General features: G+C 68.6%; 18 protein-coding genes, 1 tRNA gene and 1 pseudogene. 8 read left to right on the plus strand and 12 right to left on the minus strand.

Features of this window, described 5'->3' with window-relative positions:
* Positions 1-96 precede the first annotated feature (96 nt).
* Together ELX43_RS12620 and ELX43_RS12625 are read left to right on the plus strand one after the other, a co-directional pair.
* Positions 97-960: a hypothetical protein gene (locus tag ELX43_RS12620; protein ID WP_127783737.1), complete on the plus strand. Its 864-nt coding sequence runs from the start codon at positions 97-99 to the stop codon at positions 958-960.
* 361 nt (positions 961-1,321) lie between these two features.
* On the plus strand, positions 1,322-1,801 hold the full coding sequence (locus ELX43_RS12625; protein ID WP_241248941.1) for a DUF898 domain-containing protein: 480 nt from the start codon (positions 1,322-1,324) through the stop codon (positions 1,799-1,801).
* Between the two features lie 119 nt (positions 1,802-1,920).
* On the opposite strand, the gene ELX43_RS12630 is transcribed toward ELX43_RS12625, so the two are convergent.
* Both ELX43_RS12630 and ELX43_RS12635 read right to left on the minus strand, forming a co-directional pair.
* Positions 1,921-2,343, minus strand: a complete 423-nt coding sequence (locus ELX43_RS12630; RefSeq protein ID WP_127783739.1) for a DUF3224 domain-containing protein — start codon at positions 2,341-2,343, stop codon at positions 1,921-1,923.
* A 106-nt stretch (positions 2,344-2,449) separates the two neighbouring features.
* Positions 2,450-3,199 carry an SDR family oxidoreductase gene (locus tag ELX43_RS12635; RefSeq protein ID WP_127783740.1) on the minus strand — a complete coding sequence of 250 codons (750 nt, stop codon included), beginning with the start codon at positions 3,197-3,199 and terminating at the stop codon, positions 2,450-2,452.
* Positions 3,200-3,294: 95 nt separating this feature from the next.
* On the opposite strand from ELX43_RS12635, the gene ELX43_RS12640 reads away from it, so the two are divergent.
* Together ELX43_RS12640 and ELX43_RS12645 are read left to right on the plus strand one after the other, a co-directional pair.
* The gene (locus ELX43_RS12640) at positions 3,295-3,885 is read left to right on the plus strand and encodes a TetR/AcrR family transcriptional regulator (RefSeq protein WP_127783741.1); all 591 of its coding nucleotides are present in this window, start codon (positions 3,295-3,297) and stop codon (positions 3,883-3,885) included.
* Between the two features lie 160 nt (positions 3,886-4,045).
* Complete coding sequence (locus ELX43_RS12645) at positions 4,046-4,645, plus strand: NAD(P)-binding domain-containing protein (protein WP_127783742.1); 600 nt, start codon at positions 4,046-4,048, stop codon at positions 4,643-4,645.
* A gap of 33 nt (positions 4,646-4,678) precedes the next feature.
* Here ELX43_RS12645 and ELX43_RS12650 read toward each other — a convergent pair whose 3' ends face one another.
* Positions 4,679-6,466, minus strand: coding sequence for a long-chain-fatty-acid--CoA ligase (locus ELX43_RS12650; RefSeq protein WP_346773851.1), 1,788 nt, complete (start codon positions 6,464-6,466; stop codon positions 4,679-4,681).
* A 17-nt stretch (positions 6,467-6,483) separates the two neighbouring features.
* Here ELX43_RS12650 and ELX43_RS12655 point away from each other — a divergent pair, with 17 nt between their 5' ends.
* Positions 6,484-7,452 carry an LLM class flavin-dependent oxidoreductase gene (locus ELX43_RS12655; protein ID WP_127783744.1) on the plus strand — a complete coding sequence of 323 codons (969 nt, stop codon included), beginning with the start codon at positions 6,484-6,486 and terminating at the stop codon, positions 7,450-7,452.
* Here ELX43_RS12655 and ELX43_RS12660 read toward each other — a convergent pair.
* Both ELX43_RS12660 and ELX43_RS12665 read right to left on the minus strand, forming a co-directional pair.
* Entirely contained in the window at positions 7,445-7,948 is a 504-nt protein-coding gene (locus tag ELX43_RS12660) for a hypothetical protein (protein WP_127783745.1), read from the minus strand. The two genes, ELX43_RS12655 and ELX43_RS12660, sit on opposite strands and share 8 nt — an antisense overlap.
* Positions 7,949-7,970: 22 nt before the next feature.
* Complete coding sequence (locus ELX43_RS12665; protein WP_127783746.1) at positions 7,971-8,555, minus strand: TetR/AcrR family transcriptional regulator; 585 nt, start codon at positions 8,553-8,555, stop codon at positions 7,971-7,973.
* A gap of 87 nt (positions 8,556-8,642) precedes the next feature.
* On the opposite strand from ELX43_RS12665, the gene ELX43_RS12670 reads away from it, so the two are divergent.
* Together ELX43_RS12670 and ELX43_RS12675 are read left to right on the plus strand one after the other, a co-directional pair.
* Positions 8,643-10,043: an MFS transporter gene (locus tag ELX43_RS12670; RefSeq protein WP_127783747.1), complete on the plus strand. Its 1,401-nt coding sequence runs from the start codon at positions 8,643-8,645 to the stop codon at positions 10,041-10,043.
* Between the two features lie 56 nt (positions 10,044-10,099).
* A complete protein-coding gene (locus ELX43_RS12675) occupies positions 10,100-10,408 on the plus strand; it encodes a hypothetical protein (protein ID WP_127783748.1) in 309 nt (102 codons plus the stop codon).
* A 72-nt stretch (positions 10,409-10,480) separates the two neighbouring features.
* On the opposite strand, the gene ELX43_RS12680 is transcribed toward ELX43_RS12675, so the two are convergent.
* Both ELX43_RS12680 and ELX43_RS12685 read right to left on the minus strand, forming a co-directional pair.
* Positions 10,481-15,580: a hypothetical protein gene (locus tag ELX43_RS12680; RefSeq protein ID WP_206518015.1), complete on the minus strand. Its 5,100-nt coding sequence runs from the start codon at positions 15,578-15,580 to the stop codon at positions 10,481-10,483.
* A 448-nt stretch (positions 15,581-16,028) separates the two neighbouring features.
* Positions 16,029-16,102, minus strand: a tRNA-Pro gene (locus ELX43_RS12685).
* A gap of 209 nt (positions 16,103-16,311) precedes the next feature.
* On the opposite strand from ELX43_RS12685, the gene ELX43_RS12690 reads away from it, so the two are divergent.
* On the plus strand, positions 16,312-16,656 hold the full coding sequence (locus ELX43_RS12690) for a DUF1801 domain-containing protein (RefSeq protein ID WP_127783749.1): 345 nt from the start codon (positions 16,312-16,314) through the stop codon (positions 16,654-16,656).
* A 45-nt stretch (positions 16,657-16,701) separates the two neighbouring features.
* On the opposite strand, the gene der is transcribed toward ELX43_RS12690, so the two are convergent.
* From der to ELX43_RS12715, 5 genes and pseudogenes are all read right to left on the minus strand, one after another.
* Complete coding sequence (der, locus tag ELX43_RS12695; RefSeq protein WP_127783750.1) at positions 16,702-18,123, minus strand: ribosome biogenesis GTPase Der; 1,422 nt, start codon at positions 18,121-18,123, stop codon at positions 16,702-16,704.
* Positions 18,120-18,794 carry a (d)CMP kinase gene (gene cmk, locus ELX43_RS12700; protein WP_127784880.1) on the minus strand — a complete coding sequence of 225 codons (675 nt, stop codon included), beginning with the start codon at positions 18,792-18,794 and terminating at the stop codon, positions 18,120-18,122. The genes der and cmk overlap by 4 nt, the downstream gene beginning before the upstream one ends.
* A 17-nt stretch (positions 18,795-18,811) precedes the next feature.
* A pseudogene (locus ELX43_RS12705) lies at positions 18,812-19,540 on the minus strand (pseudouridine synthase); the annotation flags it as partial.
* Between the two features lie 28 nt (positions 19,541-19,568).
* Positions 19,569-20,174, minus strand: a complete 606-nt coding sequence (gene scpB, locus ELX43_RS12710) for an SMC-Scp complex subunit ScpB (protein WP_127783751.1) — start codon at positions 20,172-20,174, stop codon at positions 19,569-19,571.
* Positions 20,171-21,004, minus strand: coding sequence for a segregation/condensation protein A (locus ELX43_RS12715; protein ID WP_241249917.1), 834 nt, complete (start codon positions 21,002-21,004; stop codon positions 20,171-20,173). The genes scpB and ELX43_RS12715 overlap by 4 nt, the downstream gene beginning before the upstream one ends.
* Positions 21,005-21,021 lie beyond the last annotated feature (17 nt).

Consider the following 21,021-nt stretch of genomic DNA (forward strand, 5'->3'; position numbering starts at 1 on the left):
TGGGCAAGTCAGACCAGAAACTTTCCGACAGCGATCCAGCAGGGAACACTCTGGTCATGCCCGAGCCCCACAGGGCAGGAACGACAGGACCGGGTCATGCTCAAGAAGCTGAGCGTCGGCGACTACGTGTTCCACTACTCAGGGGCGAAACGCATCGAAGCGGTCAGCGTCGTCACGACGCCGTGGCAGAAAGCGCCGCGACCGGACGGCTACCCGACGATGAACCCTGATGATCCTGATGAGGGCTGGCTGGTGCTGGTCGAGCCAATCACGACAGACGTGCGCATCCCCTACCAGCGTGCGGCCGAGCTGATCCGGTCCGGCAACGGCGGTCCGTTGAGCCGCAATGGCGTCCCCGCACAGAAGTACCTGTCGCCGCTGAGCGAGGACGACGGCCAGGCGCTTCTCGCCGAGGCCGGAATCAGCCATGACGGGGGCGAGGAGAGTCTCCTCGGACTACCGCAGGCATTCTGGGGCGGAGATGTCACCGATGAGGCCGCCATCGTCAAGGTCCGGCGCGAACAAGCCGAGCTTCGCCGACACCTGCTGGGCGGAAGAGGGAGCGCTGCGTGCGCCCTGTGCGGCAAGACTCTCCCGGCAGGATTGCTGGTGGCAGCGCACATCGTCCCTCGACGACAGATCACTGACGCTGAGCGCCGCGACTTTGGGTCGATCGCGATGCTCGCCTGCGTCATTGGCTGTGATGCGCTCTTCGAATGGGGATACGTAACCATCGACAGCGATGGGCTGATCTGTCCAGGACGCCCCGCCCACACACCCGACTTGAGGTCCGCGATCACCGCACTAGTAGGCGCCTCCTGCACCGCCCACTCCCCGGCGACAGCAGCACGGTTTGCCATGCACGCCGAACAAGCATCGATCAACGCATCGATGCACGCTCCCCAGCGGCTTCGAACCAATCACCACGGACGGGCCACCAGCGCTCGGACAACGAACTGAGCAGCACGAACTTGCGGCAGACCCTTGCAGGCTCCTCCAAGCGGATACGAGGCGCCAGGAACAGCGAGCACCAGAAGTAGTCCTACACCGTCTCTGCGCGGCGATCCGACCAGGTTCAGATCAGGGTCGAGGAGGTACCACGTAAGGCTGCCGACTTGGGCTTCGCTCCGCGGAGACCAGAAGCCTCTGAGTTAGCACTCCATGATCACTCCCAACTCGGCCACCATTCGCGCCGCTACCGCCAGGCGAATTATCGCAGTTGTCACCGGCACATGATCGGGGCCCGCCACCCCGCCAGCGCAGATTTCTCCATCGCATGCCATGGCTGCCGGAGAGCCCTACCGTTCTCCTGCTGCGGGCAGTGTCCGCGCCGCCAGCCCAGTTCAGTCCCACGAAAGGCAACTCAGTGGCAAGAAACTCAGGACGCTTTCACTTCGATGGTGGCGCCGGTACATATTTCGGCACCGCCATCCTCGGGGCGATCGTCACCGTCTGCACCCTAGGCTTCTGCTACCCCTTTGCGCTCGTGCTGAGGGAGCGATGGAAGGCCAAGCACTCGTACATCGATGGCAAGCGGCTGACATTTACTGGCTCTGCTATGGGCCTCTTCGGCACCTGGGTGAAGTGGCTCCTCCTGTCGTTCCTCACCCTCGGCGTGTATCTCTTCTGGATCGCCCCACGGATCACCAAGTGGAAGTGGGAGAACACCGACTTCGATCCAACCTGGCAGCAGAACACGTTGCCAGCTCCTTCGCTGCGACCGCTAAGTCAAAGCGCCCCGGCCGACCCGATGCGACAGCTCGACGCCCCCCAGGCGCACTGGGGCACTCCAACCTCCTGACGCAGCGAAGCTCGCGAAGCGCCGGACGACCGGCCCCACCCCGCACCGGCGTCTCGGACACCACCGCGGGAAGGTGACGTCGACTCCGCCCGTTCCGGACTCGTTCTCCTGACCCCGCCTCACTCCCCCAGGGAGTAGTCCAGCTCGAGGCAGTGCGTGCCGTCGGCGTCGACGACGATTCGTCCCGCGCCGGCGATACCGCCGAGCTCACCGGTGCCGCTGTCCGGAACGATCACCAGGTGCTCGTCGTAGCGGTCCGCGCCGTGCGTCGACGCCGCGTGCACCAGGTTGAACGTGCCGGGGCGTCCACCCAGCTCGCCCTGCACCGCCTCGAGCGCGGCGTAGGAGCCGTGGCCAGTCTCGGAGTTCAGGCTGCCCAGGAACCAGGTGACCGACCGCCCCGTGAGGTCGCCCTCAAACGTCTTCACCATGTGCGCCAACCCGGCCGGCGCCGCCGTCACGGGCACGGGCAGCCCGCCCACCTGCGTCGGGGAGCCGGCCGGGGTCCAGTCGGAGACCGTGAAGGTCGAGGTTGCGTTCATGTCGGGAAACGTAGCCAGGCACCGACCGGCACGGATTGAAGAAACGCGACAGGAGCCCGGCCAGCACCGAGGTGCTGCCCCCCGGAGGTACCCCGTGGCGGTGGCGTCAGACCTGCGCCTGCCCGCCGTCGGCGAACAGCTCCGAGCCGTTGACGAAGCTCGCGTCCGCGGAGGCGAGGAAGAGCGCTGCGCCGGCGATCTCGGAGGGGTCCGCGACACGACCGAGGGGCACGTCGGCAGCGAGCGTGTCGAGGAGGCCCTGGCCCTCGCCGTCGGGGACGAGGCCGATTACCCCGGGCGTGTGCGTGGGGCCGGGGGCCAGTGCGTTGACGCGGATGCCGCGGTCCTTGAGGTCCAGCGCCCAGCTGCGAGCGAAGTTGCGGATGGCCGCCTTGGACGCGGCGTAGATGCTGAACGCGGCGCCGCCGAGCGCCGACGTCGTCGAGCTCAGGAGCACGACCGATGCCCCGTCCACGAGCAGGGGCAGCGCACCCTGCACGGTGAGCAGCGTGCCCTTGACGTTCGAGTCGAACGTGTCGTGGTACTGCTCCTCGGTGATCTCGCCGAGCGGGGCGAACGAGCCGCCGCCGGCGTTGGCCACCAGGACGTCAATCCTCCCGACCGACTCGCGGACGGCGGCGTAGAGCGCGTCGACGTCTGCCGCGCTGGAGGAGTCGGCTCGCACGCCGGTCACGTCGCCGCCGATCTGGGTCACCGCGGCGTCGAGCGCCTCCTGCCGACGGCCGGTCACGAAGAGGCGCGCGCCCTCGGCGGCGTAGCGCTGGGCGATCGCCAGGCCGATGCCACTCGTGCCACCGGTAACCACGGCGACCTTGCCGGCCAGAACCTGCGTCATGTGAACCCCTTGCTCGAATTGTGGAATGTTCGATCCATAACTGGACTTCGGCAATGTAGCGGAACATCCGGTCCAGAACCAAGTACGCTGTCGGCATGGCACGGCCCCGGTCCTTCGACGAACCGCACGTCATTCGGCAGGCCCGCGAGGCCTTTCACGACCACGGCTATGCCGCGACCTCCGTGGAACACCTGACGGCGGCGACCGGCCTGAGTCGCAGCAGCTTGTACGGTGCGTTCGGCGACAAGCACGGCGTGTTCCTGCGGTCCTTCACCCAGTACTGCGAGGACAACGCCGAGGCCGTCGAGGGCGCGCTCGCCGGTGACGAGCGCGGCGCACGTGGGCGACTCGAGCGCCACCTGCGGTCGACGATCCCTGTCCCCGGGGCGCCGCAGCGGGGGTGTCTGCTGGCGAAGGCGACCGCCGAGCTCGCCGGCGAGGACGCCGATGTCGTCCGCACCGCCACCGACTTCTACGAGCGGTACGAGCGCGCGTTGAGCGCGTGCGTCCGCAGCGCCCAGACCGCGGGCGACGTCCGCGCCGACCTCGACCCCGCCGGGGCTGGGGCGCTGCTGCTGTCGGTGCTGCGGGGCATCGAGGCGCTCGGCCGCGCCGGACATCCGCCTGCGACGCTGCAGTCGTTGGTCGACACCGCCATGGCGGTCCTGGCCACGCCGGGTCACTGAGTCCGAGGAGCTGACACCCCGGCTGGCCTCGGTCGATACCCCCGGGGTATCGGTGGCGACCCAGTCGGTCTTGGACGGCCCACCGCTCAGCGACGACGCTGGAGCGAAGCACCCCCACCGCACTCGCGGACACTCCCGCCTGCCCGAAGGAAGTACCCCCATGAAGATCGCAGTGCTTGGCACCGGCAAGGTCGGAACCGCCCTCGGGACAGGCCTGGCCGCCGCCGGTCACCAGGTGACCTACGGCTCACGGACCCCCTCGATCGAGGCGGGCACGCTCAGCCAGCAGGACGCCGTCACTGTCGCCGAGGTGGTCATCACCGCGGTCCCCGGCACGGCACTGGCCGACACCCTGCGCGACGTCGGGGCGGACGTCCTGGCCGACAAGATCGTGCTGGACCCCTCGGCCGCCTTCACCCCGGAGATGGCCATGGCCTACCCGGGCGCCAGCGTGGCCCAGCGGGCACAGGCGAGCTTCCCGCGGGCGCGCGTGGTCAAGACGCTCAACACCATGAACTTCGCTGTCATGGTCAACCCGCTGGACACCGTTCCGGACGCGACCGTCTTCGTCAGCGGCGACGACGCGGCGGCCAAAACGGTGGTCACTGGCTTGCTCGCCGACCTGGGCTGGCCCAGCCGCGCCATCCTCGACCTGGGTGGCATCGACACCGCGCTGGCCACCGAGCACGCCGCCCCGCTGTTCTTCGCGACCGTCCGGGCCCTGCAGACCGCGGCGTTCAACATCACCATCTCCCGGTGACGCCGGCGCCCGCCTGAGGTGGGCGGCGGCTGGTCAGCGCTCCTGGATCTGCACCGACACCTCGCGGCGCAGCACCTTGCCCATCGGGTTGGTCGGCAGCTCGTCGACGAAGATGATGCGCCGCGGCACCTTGTAGGGCGTCAGGCCCTGGCGGGCGTGCGCCTGCAGCTCCTCGGGCAGCACCGGGACACCGTCGACCAGGACCACCGCGGCCACCACCTCCTCGCCGCCGTTGCCCTGCGGCAGGCCCACCACCGCGACGTCCAGGACCCCGCCGTGGGTGCGGATCATCGCCTCCACCTCCGAGGGGTAGACGTTGAACCCGCCGGTGATGATGACCTCCTTGAGCCGGTCCACCACGGTGAGGAACCCGTCGGGCGCCATGGTCACCATGTCCCCGGTGCGGAACCAGCCGTCGTGGAAGGCGGCCGCGGTCTCCTCGGGTGCACCTCGGTAGCCGGAGAACACCTGGGGACCACGCACCAGCAGCTCGCCGCGCTCGCCCTGGGGCACGTCGCGGTCCAGGTTGTCCGGGTCGGCGATGCGGATCTCCGTGTCCGGGAACGGCACTCCGATGGAGCCCGGCCGGCGGGCCGAGCTCATCGGGTTGCCCACGATCACCGGGGAGGTCTCGGTGAGCCCGTAGCCCTCCACCAGCAGCCCGCCAGTGGCAGCCTCCCAGCGCTGCACCAGCGCGCTGGGCAGCGGCATCGCCCCGGACAGGGCGTAGCGGATGCCCCGGATGGAGATGTCGCGGCGCTCGGCCTCGTCCACGATGCGCTGGTAGAGCGGCGGGACGGCGGGCACGAAGCTGGGCACCTGGCGCTTGACGGCGTCCATGATCAGCCCGATCTCGGGCTTGGGCAGCAGCACCAGCTTGGCGGCGAGCGCCACCCCCAGCAGCACGCTGACGGTGACCCCGTAGGCGTGGAACAGCGGCAGCGCCACCAGCACCGACTCGCTGCCCTCTTCCAGGCCCGGCACCCAGGCCCGCCCCTGGCGGACGTTGGCGGCCAGGTTGCGGTGGCGCAGCGGCACGCCCTTGGGCACGCCGGTGGTCCCGGACGTGTAGAGCAGCAGCGCGACGTCGTCGGTGCCCGGACGCGGGTGCGCCTCGTCCAGGGCCGGCCCGGAGGCCAGCTCCGACCACGGCATCGCCCCCGGCGCCGGGGAGGTCAGCTGCGCACGAGAATTGCGGGCCTTGCTGATCGGCAGCCGCAGGGCCAGTCGCTTGGTCCACGGCAGCTCGGTGGTCATGTCCACGGCCACCACGTGCTCCAGCGCCGAGTCGGCGCGCAGGTCCTCCACCACCGGGACCGCCTTGTCCCAGACGATCGCCACCCGGGCCTCGTGGTCGGCGAAGGGGTGGCGCAGCTCGGAGGCGGTGTACAGCGGGTTGTGCTCCACCACGGTCGCGCCGAGGCGCAGCACCGCGAAGAACGCGACGATGGCCTGCGGACAGTTGGGCAGCAGGACCGCGACGTTGGCGCCGGGGCGCACACCGAGACGGTGCAGGCCCCCGGCCACCCGGTTCACCTGCTCGGCCACCTGGGCGTAGCTGGACTCGCGGCCCAGGAAGTCCAGCGCCGGCCGGTCGGGGAACTGCCGTGCGGCGTCCTCCCACAGGTCGAGCACGGTGGTGTCGCCGTAGTCCAGGTGCAGCGGCACTCCGGGTTGGTACGCATCTGCCCACAGGGGCTGCTGAGCCGGCACGGTCCTTGCCTTCCTGGCCGCGGGGACGGCGTGCCGCGGCACGATCCAACGTAGTTGCTTCGACCGGTGGTCCGATCCGCGGCGGGGGCGGGAAGCGGCGCCGGTCACCCGACGTTCAGTGGAGCGTGAGGCTCTCCCTGCTCGACCGCTCCCGCACCCGTTCCGGCCACGCCGAGGGGGATGCGTTGGCGCACACCGTGGAACGGGCGATCAACGCGGAGCGGCTGGGTTACCGCCGGTTCTGGGTGGCCGAGCACCACGGCGTTGCGGGCATCGCCTCCGGTGCACCCGCGGTGCTGCTGGCGGCGGTCGGCGCGCACACCACGACCATCCGGCTCGGCTCGGGCGGGGTGATGCTGCCGAACCACCAGCCGCTCATCGTGGCCGAGCAGTTCCTCATGCTCGACGCGCTGCACCCGGGGCGCATCGACCTGGGGGTGGGCCGCTCGCTGGGCTTCACCGCTCCGGTGCGGCAGGCGCTGCGGCGCTCGGGCACCGAGCCCGACACCTTCGCCGCCGACATCGCCGAGCTGCGCAGCTACCTCGACCGCACCGCGCCGGTCACCGCCCATCCCGTGCCGGAGCAGGGCGTGCCGCTGTTCGTGCTGGCCACCGGGCGCGGGATCTCGGTGGCGGCCGAGCTGGGACTGCCGGTGGTGCTCGGCGGCCCCGTGCTCGACCAGCCGGAGCTGGGCGAGCTGCTGGCCGCCTACCGCCGCGACTTCCGCCCGCACGCCGGCAGCCGCCCGTACATCGTGGTCTCCCTCGACGTGCTGGTGGCCGACACCGACGCCGAGGCCCGCGAGCTGGCGCTGCCCGAGGTGTGGGCGATGGTGCAGTCCCGACGCACCGGCGTCTTCGCCGCGCTGGAACCGGTCCACGTCATCCGTGACCAGCTGCGCGACGGCCAGGACACCGAGCGCGTGGAGCAGGGGCTGGACACCGTGGTGGCCGGCTCAGCGGAGACCGTGCGCCGCCGCCTGGAGGAGCTGGTCGAGCGCACCGGTGCCGACGAGCTGCTGGTCACCGGCTCCGCCTACGACCGCGCAGCGCTTGCGACCTCGGACGAACAGGTGGCTGCCCTGCTCAGGTGACTGCCGGCAGGGTCCGCAGCAGCACCCTGGCCCACCGCCACCACGCCCACCACAACCAGGCGGTCAGCGTCGCCAGCAGCGTCAAGCCGACGCCCTGCACGATCACCACACCGGTCGGACCACCGGGGTCGGCGAAGACGGCCACCTCCGGGTCATCAGAGTCGTAGTACACCCGCTGCGGTGACGTCAGATCACCGTTCTCACGGCTGCACCAGCCCTCGCCGCCGGTGTCGAGCTGGTAGCGGACACCGTCGACCACGTAGGAGGCGCGACCGGGGCAGCTGGCGCCCGGGTCGTCAAAGGTGCCGACCACGCTCGCATCCGCCCGCAGGCCGGTGACAATGCCCGCTGCGAGGGTGACGCAGAACCAGGTGCACGCCAGGTTCAGGACGATGAACAGAACGAACCGCGCTGCAACGCCGCTGCGACGCCGGACGTGTTCGCCGCGATCGGTCACGGACGGGAGGCTACTGGGCGGGTAGCCGCGACGGGCCACGCGGCGACTCCGCCCGAGGACGTCAGCGGGCGTCGAGCAGGGCGAAGACGGTCGCGGTGATGAGCTGAGGTGCGTCGGCGGGCTGGAGGCGGCCACTGGCGATCTCGGCTCCTGCGCCGTGGAGAACCTGGTGGAGCACGGCGACCTGCCACGAGGTCGGCATGTCGGTGCGAAACAACCCTGCGTCGCGGCCGCGTTCGATCAGTGACTCGACCCTGGCCGCTGGGTTGTCGTGGAGCTGGCGGATGCGTTCTGGCGGGAGCTCGCCTTCGGCCGCTGCGATGACCGAGCGCGACTGGTCCACGAGCTCCCAGCTGCTGTGGATGAGCCGGGTCAGCGCCTCGCGGGGGTCTCCGTCGAGGTCGACCGCGGCCAGCGTCTGCTCGCCACGCTCGATCACCCGAGTCACCACGGCGTCGACGAGTGCGGGACGAGAGGCGAAGTGGCCGTAGAGCGTCACCCGGCCGAGCCCCGCTTCCTTGGCGATGTCAGCCATCGTCGCGTTCTGCCGCTGCGACAGGCACACGATCGCAGCGTCGAGGATGCGCTCGACGTTGCGTACTGCGTCGGCCCGCTTGGTGCTGGGCCCCGCCGTGCTGGTCGCCATGAAATCCCCCGCTTCCCGAACACGAATGTTTGAGTTACCGTACCAGCGACTAACCCGAACATCTATGTACGACTTAGGGGGCCTGTGATGACGACCGCGAAGAAGTCGCTGGAAGCTGGCGAGGCGGTGTACCCGACGAGGTGGCTCGCGCTGGCGCTGTTGGGCACGGCGCAGTTCATGCTCATCCTGGACGTCACGGTGGTGGCGATCGCGCTGCCGCAAATGGGTGCGGACCTGCTCCTGTCGCGCGAGGCGGTGACGTGGGTGGTCGCCGCGTACACGCTGACCTTCGGTGGCTTGATGCTGCTGGGTGGGCGCAGTGCGGACCTGTTCGGCTCCAAGCCCGTCGTCTTTGCTGGCCTGTTCGTCTTCACCGCCGGCTCCCTGCTGGCCGGGGTCGCCGAGACCGGCGGGTTGTTGCTCGGTGGCCGGGTGACGCAGGGCCTTGGTGCGGCGGCGCTCTCACCGGCGGCCTTGTCGGTGGTGGTGCGAATGTTCACCGGCGACGAGCGCAACCGCGCCTTGGGTATCTGGTCCGCTCTCGGTGGCGGAGGCGCGGCGGTCGGCGTGCTCCTCGGCGGGCTGATCACCGCTGGACCGGGGTGGCCGTGGGTGTTCTTCCTCAACATCCCGGTCGGCCTGATCGTCCTGTTCGGCCTGCTGCGCGTGCTGCCACCGCTGCCCCCGGCGCCGGGGCCGCGGCCCTCGCTGGACGTGCTCGGTGCGCTGCTGGTCACGGCGGCCACGGGCTCGGCGATCTACTCGCTGACCGTCGCTGGTGAGGTCGGTTGGACCAGCCCCACCACGCTCGTCGCCGCGGGCGCTGCGCTGGTGCTCTACCTGCTGTTCGGCTGGCGACAGCAGACCGCCGCATCACCGCTGATGAATCTCAGCCTGGTGGCGCGACGCCCCGTGGGGGCTGGGGTGTTCGTGATCATGATCGCCACCGCGCTGATGGTCGCGGTGTTCTTCCTGGGCACCTTCTACTTCCAGCAGTCCGCCGGCCACGGCCCGCTGGCGACTGGCCTGCTGTTCCTGCCGATCGCCCTGGCCACCATGGCCGGCGCGAACCTGGGTGGACGCCTCGTCGGACGCGTGGGAGCGCGCGCTCTTGGTGCCACCGGAATGATCATCGCGGCCGCCGGGCTGCTGGCGCCTGCCTTGTGGGCGACCACCGTGGCGACCACGGTCGGGGTGAGCTTCGGTGCCTTCGGCGTCGGCGCGCTGTTCGTGGTGGCCTCGGCCACCGCGCTGGGCCAGATCGGCCCCGAGGAAGCCGGCATCGCCTCAGGCTTGTTGAGCACCTTTCACGAGCTCGGCGCGTCCCTTGGCGTGGCCACCGTCTCCAGCATCGCCGCGCTCAGTCTCGTCACCGGCGGGGGTGACACGGGCTTCCAGCAGGCATTCCTGTTCGGTGCCATCGCCGCCGCTGTCGCCGCCGTGATCTCCACGTTCGCCATCCCGCCACGACCGGCAGCCACACCCTGAAGGACCAGCCACGGCTGTGCCGCGACTTCAGTGGAGCACTCACGGCGGCGATCGGCTTGAGCCGCAGCAGCTTGTACGGCGCGTTCGGCGACAAGCACGGCGTGTTCCTGCGGTCCTTCACCCAGTACTGCGACGACAACGCCGAGCTGCGCAGCTACCTCGACCACACGGCGCCCGTCACCTCCCAGCCGGTGGCCGAGCAGGCAGTGCCGCTGTTCGTGCTGGCCACCGGACGCGGGATCACGGTGGCGGCCGAGCTGGGGGAAACCGGCGGTGCTGGGCGGTCCGGTGCTCGAACATTCGACGACTGGAAAGCACTGGCCGCGCGCTCACGTGGTCGTCGTGCTCGCGCTACTCCTAAGTGAGCGAACTCTCGCTGCATGATTCGGCCTAGGGAGCACCGAATGGGCTCGTAGTTGACATAAGGGCTGGACGGGTCACCGGCTGTATGGCGCCAATCCCTCGTTCCCCGCAACGACCAAGGAGTCGACGAGCCTCTGCCAATCATCCAACTTGCCATGTTCATCAGCCGCACTATATGTCTCCTTGAGCCAGGAATTTGATAGCCACGACTGATTGACCGTTACTAGTCCGTCCTCTATGCACAGGTCAGCCACCCAGCGAATCCCTTTGGTCACCTGCACTTCCGCGGGGAGCTTTCGCAGCGTGGCGACGAGCGCGTCGACGCACTTGGCCTCCCCGCGAGCGATCGACAGCCAATCGTCGACCGCCTCAATGAGATCTTCAGCGCGAACCCAGTTGATGGGTTCGTCGACGATTTCGTTATACAGGCCCTGCGTCCACGGAAGAGGGTCTGGCAGCAAGGCAGCTGCAGCCCAATCACCCCAGTGATGGTCGCGGTAAGGGCTCGGGTCGTCATTCGCGTAACCGACGGCATGGCGCAACAACGTTGGCCACACGCCACGGGCGGCTTCGGCCAAGCGTTCGTTCTCTGCGCCCACCGCGGCCAGACCGTGTAGGAAGTTCGACATCAGTCCCACGTCAGCGCGCAGGACGTCGAGCTGTTCGAGCACCGGTCCAGCGTTACCGTTCGCCGCGAACCCTTCAAGCAAGGCTCGTGCGGCGACGAGCGTGTGTGCCCCGCGATTGTCCGCAGTCCAACCCTCGCCAGCCTGCGTGACCATGGCGCGTCGCTCGATATCGAGAAAGACTGCGAGGAACTTGGCCGCGTCGTGGGAGCAACAGTGGTCAGTCGACGCGGCGGCACCGAATCCGCGAACGGCTGCGTCGAGAACAGCGATGTCGATGGAGTCACCCGGTAGTTCCTGGAGTCGTTCGGCAACGTTTCCCAGAATCCGGACGTTCGATCGCCGCTGGGCGTCCTGGTCCCATGGTCCGATTTCCGCGATTCGGGCGGTCTGGAGCAACCAGTTCAATGCGATCCGGTGAATGCACGGAGCACCAACACATGGCGCCGCCCATACGACATCGCATCCACGGGCCAGGTGCAGTCGTGACTCCAGGGGTGCCTTGCTAGCCATCGCAAGCCCAGCTTTGACAACCTCCTCGGCGGATCTGCCGGCTACCTCAAGCGGTGCAGCCAGTGCTTGTGTGAGGAACGCCGGCAGGGCTTTGGCCACGGCCCGGTCGGCGCCGATTTCGAAGTACTGATCCTCGCGGCGCTGGTCTTCGGCTTCCTCGAACGATAATGCGATGTCGATTACGAGGTTGGTCGCGAAGCTCGCCTCGTCGCCGAGCGCGTCCATGTCGCCGGCGGCGGCGCGTTCAACCGCTGCGCGGACGACATGAGCCACCGCGTCCACGGACCCACTCGGTATCGGGTCTCCGTCGGACTCGAGCAAGGCACGGCCAGCCGCCAAGTCCGCGGCGATCTCTTCCGAAGTGGGGGGCACGTACTTGGCGTCATGCTTGGCCGAGCCCCAGTAGCGGTTTTGCAGGCGCATGCTGGTCTGCACGAGCTGCTGGTAGGCCACACGTGATTCTTGTATAGCTTGCAGCTCGGGTGGCTGTTCGACCTCGATGTAGTACTCCTCGCCATGCTGGGCGATTCGATACCGGTCAGCGTCCAGGCAGACGGCCCAGTTTTTCGTGAGCTCCTCGCTAAAACCGAGTCGGTCGCCGTTCTCGACGAGCTTTTCGGCGACTTCCTTCAAAGCCTCGGTACGCTCCTCCCCTCCGTTGATGATGAGCCACGCGGCTACCTCACGTGCTGTCCAGTTCCGACGTCCAAGGTTCGCAAGCCCTGGAGTCATTGCACGCGGCCCGGAATATTCACCCGTCCTGCGGGCGAACTCGAGTTTCCATACGGCAGGTTCGGCAAGAAACGGGTCAAGCTCCGAGCCAACGTTCTCCACGTGGCGCGTGAGCAGACCGAACAGCATCCCCGGAATGGCCAGGTTCTCGCAGCCGGTGAGGAGTTCCTCTACGACTCCTCTCGGCGACGCGCCCTGGCTCAGCCATGAGTCAGCGAGGCGCTCCATTGCCTGCAGAGCGCTCATCGCCGCGTATGGGCCGATCGATGTGCCTCGGTACCAGCTCCACACGGCGCTGTCACCGACATAGAAGCGCGCGTTTCCGTCAAGGTTCAGTACCGCACCGCGTTCTTCGTCCGCCCCGTTCTCGATTTCGCCACCGGCATCATTGTCCAAGATGTCGACGGGTCCGGCGAAAAGGTCTCGCGGAACGAGCCGTGACAGCGTTGCTATCCGGGCTTGCGCACCGCTATTCAGAATGTTGTTTAATACCCGCACCGACGTCCGCACCGGCGCCGTCCGGAACAGTTGCCAGAATCCACCGAAGTCGTACCGAAAGAACGGTGCTCCGATACCGCTCCAGCGGCCTTGATGCTCTCGGACGCCCTCGTCTAGGTGCCAGCTGTGCTCGTCGTCGATGTAATAGGCCTCCATCAACGTCGCCAATAGGTCCGGGCTTTTCTGCGCCAAGGCCCGTGCGCTTAGCGGCGAGTCCACGGCCGGAGCCAGGAACGCCGGCGCGTCGACCGCGATAGCTTGGAAGCATGCTTCGACTGCATCGTCGATGTCCGGTCCGAGCAGCGCCAGCGTTTCAACGAACTTTTCCTTGGTCAGATGATAATCCAGCTCGCGTCGCCGTCGACGACGCTGGGTCGTCCATTGGGGCAGATCGTCCCCACTGGTGTCGAGTGGGGGGTGCGCCTGCCAGTAGGCAAGGAGCTGGACCCGTAGCCGAGTGCGAAGCGAGTCTTTGGCTGGAACGTCAGCAAGAGACAAGGTTTGCAACCAGTCCGCGAGCAACTCGAACGATTCCTTCGACACATCCCATGGCTTTTCGTAATCGAGAAGCACCTGAATGACGGGATTCGAGATGACAGGGTCCACGAGCCCGTTGACCTTATGCGTCTGTTGAACAACGCGCACCACGTCACCAAGGGCGAAGCCGGCCGACTCGTCCGCGAATGCTGCCTTCAGGCAGTCGTACGCGAACGGTGTTTCCAGGACGGCCTCCACGGGGACGTCACTCCACCGGGGACCGTGCGCTGTCGCGAACGGCTTGAATTGCGAGAGCAATTCGACGAATTTTGGCGCAGGTCGAGCATCCGGCGCTTTCAGCAGTCCATTGCACGCGAGAGTGGCGGCCGATAGCGCCCACCGAGGAACGCCGCCTGCCTCCAGCAACTCGGTGGGGCTCTGCCCGCGAACGAGAAGGATGGCAGTCGCGTACCGCCGGACTTCCTCATGGGCGAACTCGGGACGGTCCCGATATGGACTCGCTGGCGCGACGAGGTGGTCCCGCCGCAGCGCATCGACCGCTGCAGGGTCGACTCCTGCCGCAGGTCCTCGGTCCTTGGGTAGTCGCATCGTTGACGCGGCCATGGCAAGCAAAGTCTGTTCACGAGCCTCCGCCGAACCGACACCGGGGCGACCATCGCCCCGGACAACTCTGCTCCACACCAATTGCAGGCATTCCCACTCACCCAGTGAGCTGACGGGCTCCAATCCGGTGCGTGCAAGCAAATCCAGCACAACGGGCCGTCGCAATAGCGAGTTCGCAGGTAGATTCCGCAGGACCGCACGCAGAAGGGGGATTCGGTCCGAGACGAGGGAGATGTCCTCGTCCCCCAGTGGCCTCATCATGAACGATGAGACCGACTTCGCGAACCCCAGTTCCACTTGTTCCCGCACGAAGCTCGATGCCACGTCAGACGTCACCGCGACAAGCCCGACACCCGCCGCGGCCGCCGCGAGCACCAAGTCCCTCAACAGACCGGCAGACTGCTCCAGAGCAGCATCAGCCGCGTCGATTGCTAAGATCCGACTAGGTGCCGACAGTTCTGAGAGCACGTCCTCCATGGACATCCCGAGGGCAGCACGCAGGTCCAAGCCCGACTGAGGCAGACCACGGAAGTTCACCACCACCGCTTCGAACTCCGCGGGGTTCGAGGCTTCTAACTCTGCTATAGCCGCCAACGTCAGTGCGCTCTTACCGATGCCGGACTCACCCGATACCAACAGAGCCGACGCATGGGTACCCGCCTCGCGCACGGCATTAGCGAGCTTCTCGCGACGGTCGGCGAACGCGATCTCGGCCGACGCACCGGAGGACTCGTCACCGATGGTGGTCCGCACACCTGCGACGGCCACCTCACGGTGTTCACCAAGCATCGACCAAGCGATCCTGCTTCGAATTGCGGCCGCACCCAAGACCCCGTGGAGGTCACGGCGAAGCACCTTGAGGTCCACTACGGCGCCAGTAGCGTCGTAGCGGGTTGCCTCGATCTCGAGCCGGTTCCGAACAGCCACCCCGCTGGCGGCAGCCCAGGCCACGCTGTCCAGCAATGTCGCAGCCCTCGCGCGGTCACCCTCGTCCGGGCTCTGAACCGCGAAACAAAGCACGTGCAGCCGGCAAAGCAGCCGCCACGCCAGCCGCAGGACCTTTCCCGGCGAGGCGTCGGCTTCGACGACCTTCGCGACCATCTTCAAGAATTGTTTCTGGCGATCACGCACCGCCTTGGGCCAGCGGCCATCGACGTCAATGGACTGTTGGAACGCCTCCGGGTCGACATGAGCACGCGCGATGTCGCAGAGCGACGCAAGCTGGTCCCACTGATTGGACCTCCCGGAAGTCGCGACGGCGACCTGATGAGTGCCTGTGTCGAACTTCTCGACCTCGGCGAGCAGCGACCCGACGAGCTTTACCGTCTTTTCATCGCTTTGGACGAAGTTCGGCGTTGCTCGACACGCCACGGCAAGCGTCACCTCGGCTGTCTCGTCACCACACTCGACTAGAAGATCATCGACCGGGTGTGACGGACCCGTCTGAAATGACACCCTTCGCACCGGTAGCTCAGATCCCTCGGCGCGCCGGTCCCCGGCCAACATGCTGGCCAGGTAGACCGTCGCCACGCGATGCGCGAACGAAACTCCTCCACCGCCAGTCGCGTAGGTGCTCGAACCCCGCTCGGTCTCACCGGCGGCCACTACGCCGGCCATGCCGCCCGCATCCTGAGCAGCAACTGACGCAGGCGTCCCTTCCCCTTTGGATCCAACGGCATCGTCTGGCGCAATGGGCTCGTTCATGTGTTCCTCAGACGTCGTGCTCGCAATAGTCGGACGCCTGACCGTAGCGGTGCGCCACGGTCGGGGCGCCACGGACGGGGCGCAGCCGCGGGCTGCGTCCTAAGAGCGCTGAGCGCTGGGCATGCGCGCGCCTTCCTGGTCCGGGTAGGCGAGTCACATGTGCGCGCGCTGCGGGAACTTCCCGGCCCCCAGCCTGCCCCTGGGATGCTCTGCGCGTGCGCCTGGCAGCAGGTCAACGATCCTCCGCTAAGCAACCCTCCGGTCGTTAGCGGCGGTCAGACCTGATGCGCGGGCTATGACCACGTGCTCGATGAATTGGCTCGTACCAAAGACAATCGAGCCGCGTTCGACGCGAGTCCAGATAGAAGGAGTGCGGGATGAGGCCTTTGCGGTTCACGCAAACCGGCTCCGACGCAGCGTTTCCGCTGGTCAGAGCCGGTTATCTCGGTCGGGCTGACAGGATTTGAACCTGCGACCCCTTGACCCCCAGTCAAGTGCGCTACCAAGCTGCGCCACAGCCCGAACACGCTCTTGCGAGCGCCGTAGAGAAGGTTACCGCAGCCCTCCCCCAGACAACGAACCGGCTGGTCACAGGCCCGCGGGCGGCCCCAGCAGCCGCCCAGAAGGTAGCGCTGCGTAGTTGTTCACCACCGCGTCGTCAACCGCCTTACGATCCGTCGCACTCGTCACTGCGAGCAAAGCCATTGTGCGACAGCGGAAGAGAGGTCGGGATGAACCCCGAGGTCACCGAGTACGTCCAGCAGCGGGCGGCCTGGCAGTCCGAGATCTGCGAGCGCCTGCGCTACCTCGTGCAGGAGGTCATCCCGCAGGCGGAGGAGCGCCTCTGGCACGGCAAGCCGTACTACATCAAGAACGGCTGGGAGGCCGCCGACATCGAGGCCTTGGCCGACGCGGTGCGCTTCACCCTCTACAACGCCCAGGACGTGGAGGTCATCGAGGGGGTCACCCAGCCGCTGGGCAGCGGCGAGCGCAAGGCCGCCGAGATCCACCAGGGCGACGACGTCGACTACACCCTGCTGGGTGAGCTGCTGGCCCGCACCAGCTCCGGCCTGTAGTCAGGTCGAAGCAGCACGGGCCAGCAACAGGGTGAACCAGCGAGGTCAGCGCTTCTTGCGGTCGCGCTTCTCCCGCACGCGCACGTTCACCCGCACCGGGCTCCCCGTGAAGTCGAACGTCTCGCGCAGCTTGCGCTCCAGGAAGCGGCGGTAGCCGGCCTCCAGGAAGCCCGTGGTGAACAGCACGAACGTCGGCGGCCGGGTGGCCGCCTGCGTCGCGAACAGCACCCGGGGCAGCCGTCCCCCGCGCATCGGCGGCGGCGTCGCGGCCACCACCTCCGACAGCCAGGTGTTCAGCTGCCCGGTGGGGATGCGCTTGTCCCACGACTCCAGCGACTGCCGCAGCGCCGGCACCAGCTTGGCGATGCTGCGCCCGGTCATCGCGGAGATGTTCACCCGCTGCGCCCACGGCACCCGGGCCAGGTCGCGGTCGATCTCCCGCTCCAGCATGTGCCGGCGGTCCTCGTCCACCAGGTCCCACTTGTTGAACGCCAGCACCAGCGCGCGCCCGGCGTCGGAGACCATGCTCAGCACCCGCAGGTCCTGTTCGCTGATGGGCTCGGAGGCGTCGATCAGCAGCACCGCCACCTCAGCCGCCTCGATGGCCGAGCGGGTGCGCAGCGAGGCGTAGAACTCCGCGCCGCTGGCGTGGCTCACGCGCTTGCGCAGCCCCGCGGTGTCCACGAAGCGCCACACCTGCCCGCCCAGCTCCACCAGCGAGTCCACCGGGTCCACCGTGGTGCCGGCGACGTCGTGCACCACCGCGCGCTCGTCGCCGGAGAGCTTGTTGATCAGGCTGGACTTGCCCACGTTGGGCTTGCCCACCAGCGCCACCCGGCGCGGGCCCACCACGGGGTCGCTCTCCCGCGGGGTGTGCGGCAGCACCGCCAGGATCTCGTCCAGCAGGTCACCGGTGCCGCGGCCGTGCGTGGCGCTCACCGGGTACGGCTGGCCCAGCCCCAGCGACCACAGTGCGGCCGCCTCGCTCTCGGTGCGCTCGTCGTCCACCTTGTTGGCGGCCAGCAGCACGGGGATCTTGCCGCGCCGCAGCACCCGGGCCACGGCCTCGTCGGTAGCGGTGGCGCCGACAACGGCGTCCACCACCAGCAGCACCGCGTCGGCGGTCTTCATGGCCATCTCGGCCTGCGCGGCCACCGACTTCTGCAGCCCCTTGGCGTCGGGCTCCCAGCCGCCGGTGTCCTGCACGGTGAAGCGCCGGCCGTTCCAGCTGGCGTCGTAGGACACCCGGTCGCGGGTGACGCCGGGCACGTCCTGCACCACGGCCTCACGGCGGCCGATGATGCGGTTGACCAGCGTGGACTTGCCGACGTTCGGCCGTCCGACCACCGCCAGGGTGGGGACTGCCTCGTCTGGGCCGTGCTCGTCGCCGAAGTCCTCGGCGGCCACCTCCCAGTCGGTCTCGTCCAGCCAGATGCCGTCTCCGGAGACCAGGCCCTCCTCGCTCACTGTGTTGCTCCTTCTGTTCGGCTCGTCGATGCCACCAGGGCACGGAGCCGGGTGAGTACCTCGTCGATGCTGTGTCCACTGGTGTCCACGGTGACGGCGTCCTCGGCGGGACGCAGCGGCGACGTGGCCCGGGTGGAGTCCAGGTGGTCGCGGCGCTGGACGTCGGCCAGCACCGCCTCGTAGTCGCTGGGCCGGCCCTCGGCGGCGTCCTGCTTGGCCCGGCGCTGCGCGCGGTCCTCCGCCGAGGCGGTCAGGTACACCTTCAGGTCGGCGTCGGGCAGCACCACGGTGCCGATGTCGCGGCCCTCCACCACCATGCCGTGCGGGGCCTGGCGGACGATCTCCCGCTGCAGCGCCACCAGCCGCACGCGCAGCGCGGGCACGGCGGAGACCGCCGACACCGCCTGCGTCACCGCGGCACCGCGAATCTCCGCGGAGACGTCCTCGTCACCGAGCTGCACCGTGGGGTGGGCGGGGTCGGTGCCCGAGCGCAGCGCCAGCGTGGTGGTGGCGGCGTCGATCGCGTCCGGGTCACCCAGGTCGACGTGCGCGCGCAGCACCTGCAGGGTGGCCGTGCGGTACATCGCCCCGGTGTCCAGGTACTGCGCACCCAGGTCGGTGGCCAGGCGCCGCGCCACGGTGGACTTGCCGGTGCCGGAGGGGCCGTCCATGGCGATGACGGGACCGCTCACAGGCCGACCACCTTGTACAGGCCGGCGACCTCGCCGCGGTTGAGCACGCGCAGCGAGCCGGGGCGCTGCTCACCCAGCTTGAGCGGGCCGATGTCGGTGCGCACCAGGCGGCGCACCGGGTGGCCCACGGCCTCCAGCATGTTGCGGACGATGTGCTTGCGGCCCTCGTGCAGGACCACCTTCACCAGCGCCTTGCCCTCCCACACGTCCACCACGCCGAAGTAGTCGACCTTGGCCGGACCGTCCTCCAGCTCCACGCCCTCGCGCAGGCGCTTGCCCACGTCCTTGGCGATGGGGGCGTCGATGTCGGCCAGGTAGGTCTTGGGCACCTCGTAGGACGGGTGCATCAGCCTGTGCGCAAGGTCACCGTCGTTGGTGAGCAGCAGCAGGCCCTCGGTGTCGGCGTCCAGGCGCCCGACGTGGAACAGCCGCTGCCCGGCGGCCACCCGCTCGGCCACCAGGTCGCCCACGCAGGGGCGGCCCAGGTCGTCGCTCATGGTCGACTGCATGCCCTTGGGCTTGTTCAGCGCCAGGTGCACCAGGTCCTCGGTGACCATCACCCGCTCGCCGTCCACCTTCACGATGGCGTTGCGGGGATCGATGCGGCGGCCCTGCGTGGTCACGGTCTTGCCGTCGACCTCGACGCGCCCCTCGGCGATCATCTCCTCGGCCGCGCGTCGGGAGGCAATACCGGCCTGGGCCAGCACCTTCTGCAGCCGGATGCCGCGGGGGTCGATCTGGTCGTTCTCGTGCTCAGGCATTCTCATCCATGTCGATCAGGTCCACTTCGGGAAGCAATGGCGCCAGCGGAGGCAGCTCCGCCAGCGACGACAGCCCGAGTCGCTCCAGGAACAGCTCGGTCGTCGAGTACAGGGTCGCGTGGGTGTCCGCGTCGATGCCGGCCTCGGTCAGCAGACCGCGCGCCAGCAAGGTACGTACCACACCGTCCACGTTCACCCCCCGCACCGCAGCGATGCGGGCACGGGTCAGGGGTTGACGGTATGCCACCACTGCCAAGGTCTCCAAAGCCGCTCGAGTCAGGCGGCTGCGGGCACCGTCGAGCAGCAGCCGCTCCACGTAGGGGGCGTGCACGTCGCGGGTGAACAGTCGCCATCCATCTCCGATTCTACGGAGGTCCATCCCGCTGCCCCGGGCGGTGAGCGCCGCCGCCATCCGCTCCAGGCTCGCGCGCACCCGCTCGGCCGGCTCCTGCACCGCCGAGGCCAGCACCTGCTCCGACGCCGGGGCGTCCACCACCAGCAGCAGCGCCTCCAGCGCCGACTCCAGCTCCTGCTCGTCCAGGCCCTGCTCGTCCAGGCCCTGGTCCTCGGACAGATCGTCGTGCTCGGGGGTGCTCACCCGTAGTCCTCTCCCAGCTCGTCCACGGTCACCACGGCCTGCCCCGACCACTGCACCAGCAGCGGGCCCAGCGCCTCGTCCTGGTCGAAGATCACCGCCGCCTCCCGGTACAGCTCCAGCAGCGCCAGGAACCGGGCCACCACCTGCACCGTGGACTCGCAGTCGGCCACCAGCTCCCCGAACGCCGTCCACCGCTGCCCGCCCGCCGCGCGCAGGCGCTCCAGCAGCAGCGCCGCCTGCTCGGGCACCGACACCTGCGGGGTGTGCAGGTGCGCCAGGCTGACCTCCGGCGGCGGTGGTGCGGGGCGGAACACCGCGGCGGCCACCTCGGCGAAGCGCTGCGGGTCCACGCCCAGCAGCACCTCCGGCAGCAGCGCCGAGAAGCGGTCCTCCAGCGCCACCGAGCGGGGGTAGCGGCGCAGCGCGGCCCGCTCCAGCTCGGCGAACATCGCGGCGACCTGCTTGTAGGCGCGGTACTGCAGCAGCCGGGCGAAGATCAGGTCGCGGGCCTCCAGCAGGGCCAGGTCCTCAGCGTTCTCCACGTCACCGGCGGGCAGCAGCCGGGCGGTCTTGAGGTCCAGCAGCGTGGCGGCCACCACCAGGAACTCGGTGGTCTCCTCCAGCCCGGCCCGCTCGCCGAGCAGCCGGGTGTGGGCGATGAAGTCGTCGGTCACCTGGTGCAGCGCCACCTCGGTGACGTCCATCCGCCGCTGCGTGATCAGCTGCAGCAGCAGGTCGAACGGGCCCTCGAAGTTGGTCAGCCGCACCGTGAACGGGGCGGTGGAGCCGGGCCGAGCACCGACGCCGGGCTCGGGCGCCACGTCCCGCAGCTGCCCGAGGTCGGTGC

It is taken from the genome of Rhodococcus sp. X156 (genome assembly GCF_004006015.1).
GTDB lineage: Bacteria > Actinomycetota > Actinomycetes > Mycobacteriales > Mycobacteriaceae > X156.

Coding starts and splice junctions, on each gene's coding strand:
- ELX43_RS12620 (WP_127783737.1), top strand. CDS start 97: ATGCTCAAGAAGCTGAGCGTCGGCGACTACGTGTTCCACTACTCAGGG.
- ELX43_RS12630 (WP_127783739.1), bottom strand. CDS start 2,343: ATGAACGCAACCTCGACCTTCACGGTCTCCGACTGGACCCCGGCCGGC.
- ELX43_RS12635 (WP_127783740.1), bottom strand. CDS start 3,199: ATGACGCAGGTTCTGGCCGGCAAGGTCGCCGTGGTTACCGGTGGCACG.
- ELX43_RS12640 (WP_127783741.1), top strand. CDS start 3,295: ATGGCACGGCCCCGGTCCTTCGACGAACCGCACGTCATTCGGCAGGCC.
- ELX43_RS12645 (WP_127783742.1), top strand. CDS start 4,046: ATGAAGATCGCAGTGCTTGGCACCGGCAAGGTCGGAACCGCCCTCGGG.
- ELX43_RS12665 (WP_127783746.1), bottom strand. CDS start 8,555: ATGGCGACCAGCACGGCGGGGCCCAGCACCAAGCGGGCCGACGCAGTA.
- ELX43_RS12670 (WP_127783747.1), top strand. CDS start 8,643: ATGACGACCGCGAAGAAGTCGCTGGAAGCTGGCGAGGCGGTGTACCCG.
- ELX43_RS12680 (WP_206518015.1), bottom strand. CDS start 15,580: ATGAACGAGCCCATTGCGCCAGACGATGCCGTTGGATCCAAAGGGGAA.
- ELX43_RS12690 (WP_127783749.1), top strand. CDS start 16,312: ATGAACCCCGAGGTCACCGAGTACGTCCAGCAGCGGGCGGCCTGGCAG.
- cmk (WP_127784880.1), bottom strand. CDS start 18,794: ATGGACGGCCCCTCCGGCACCGGCAAGTCCACCGTGGCGCGGCGCCTG.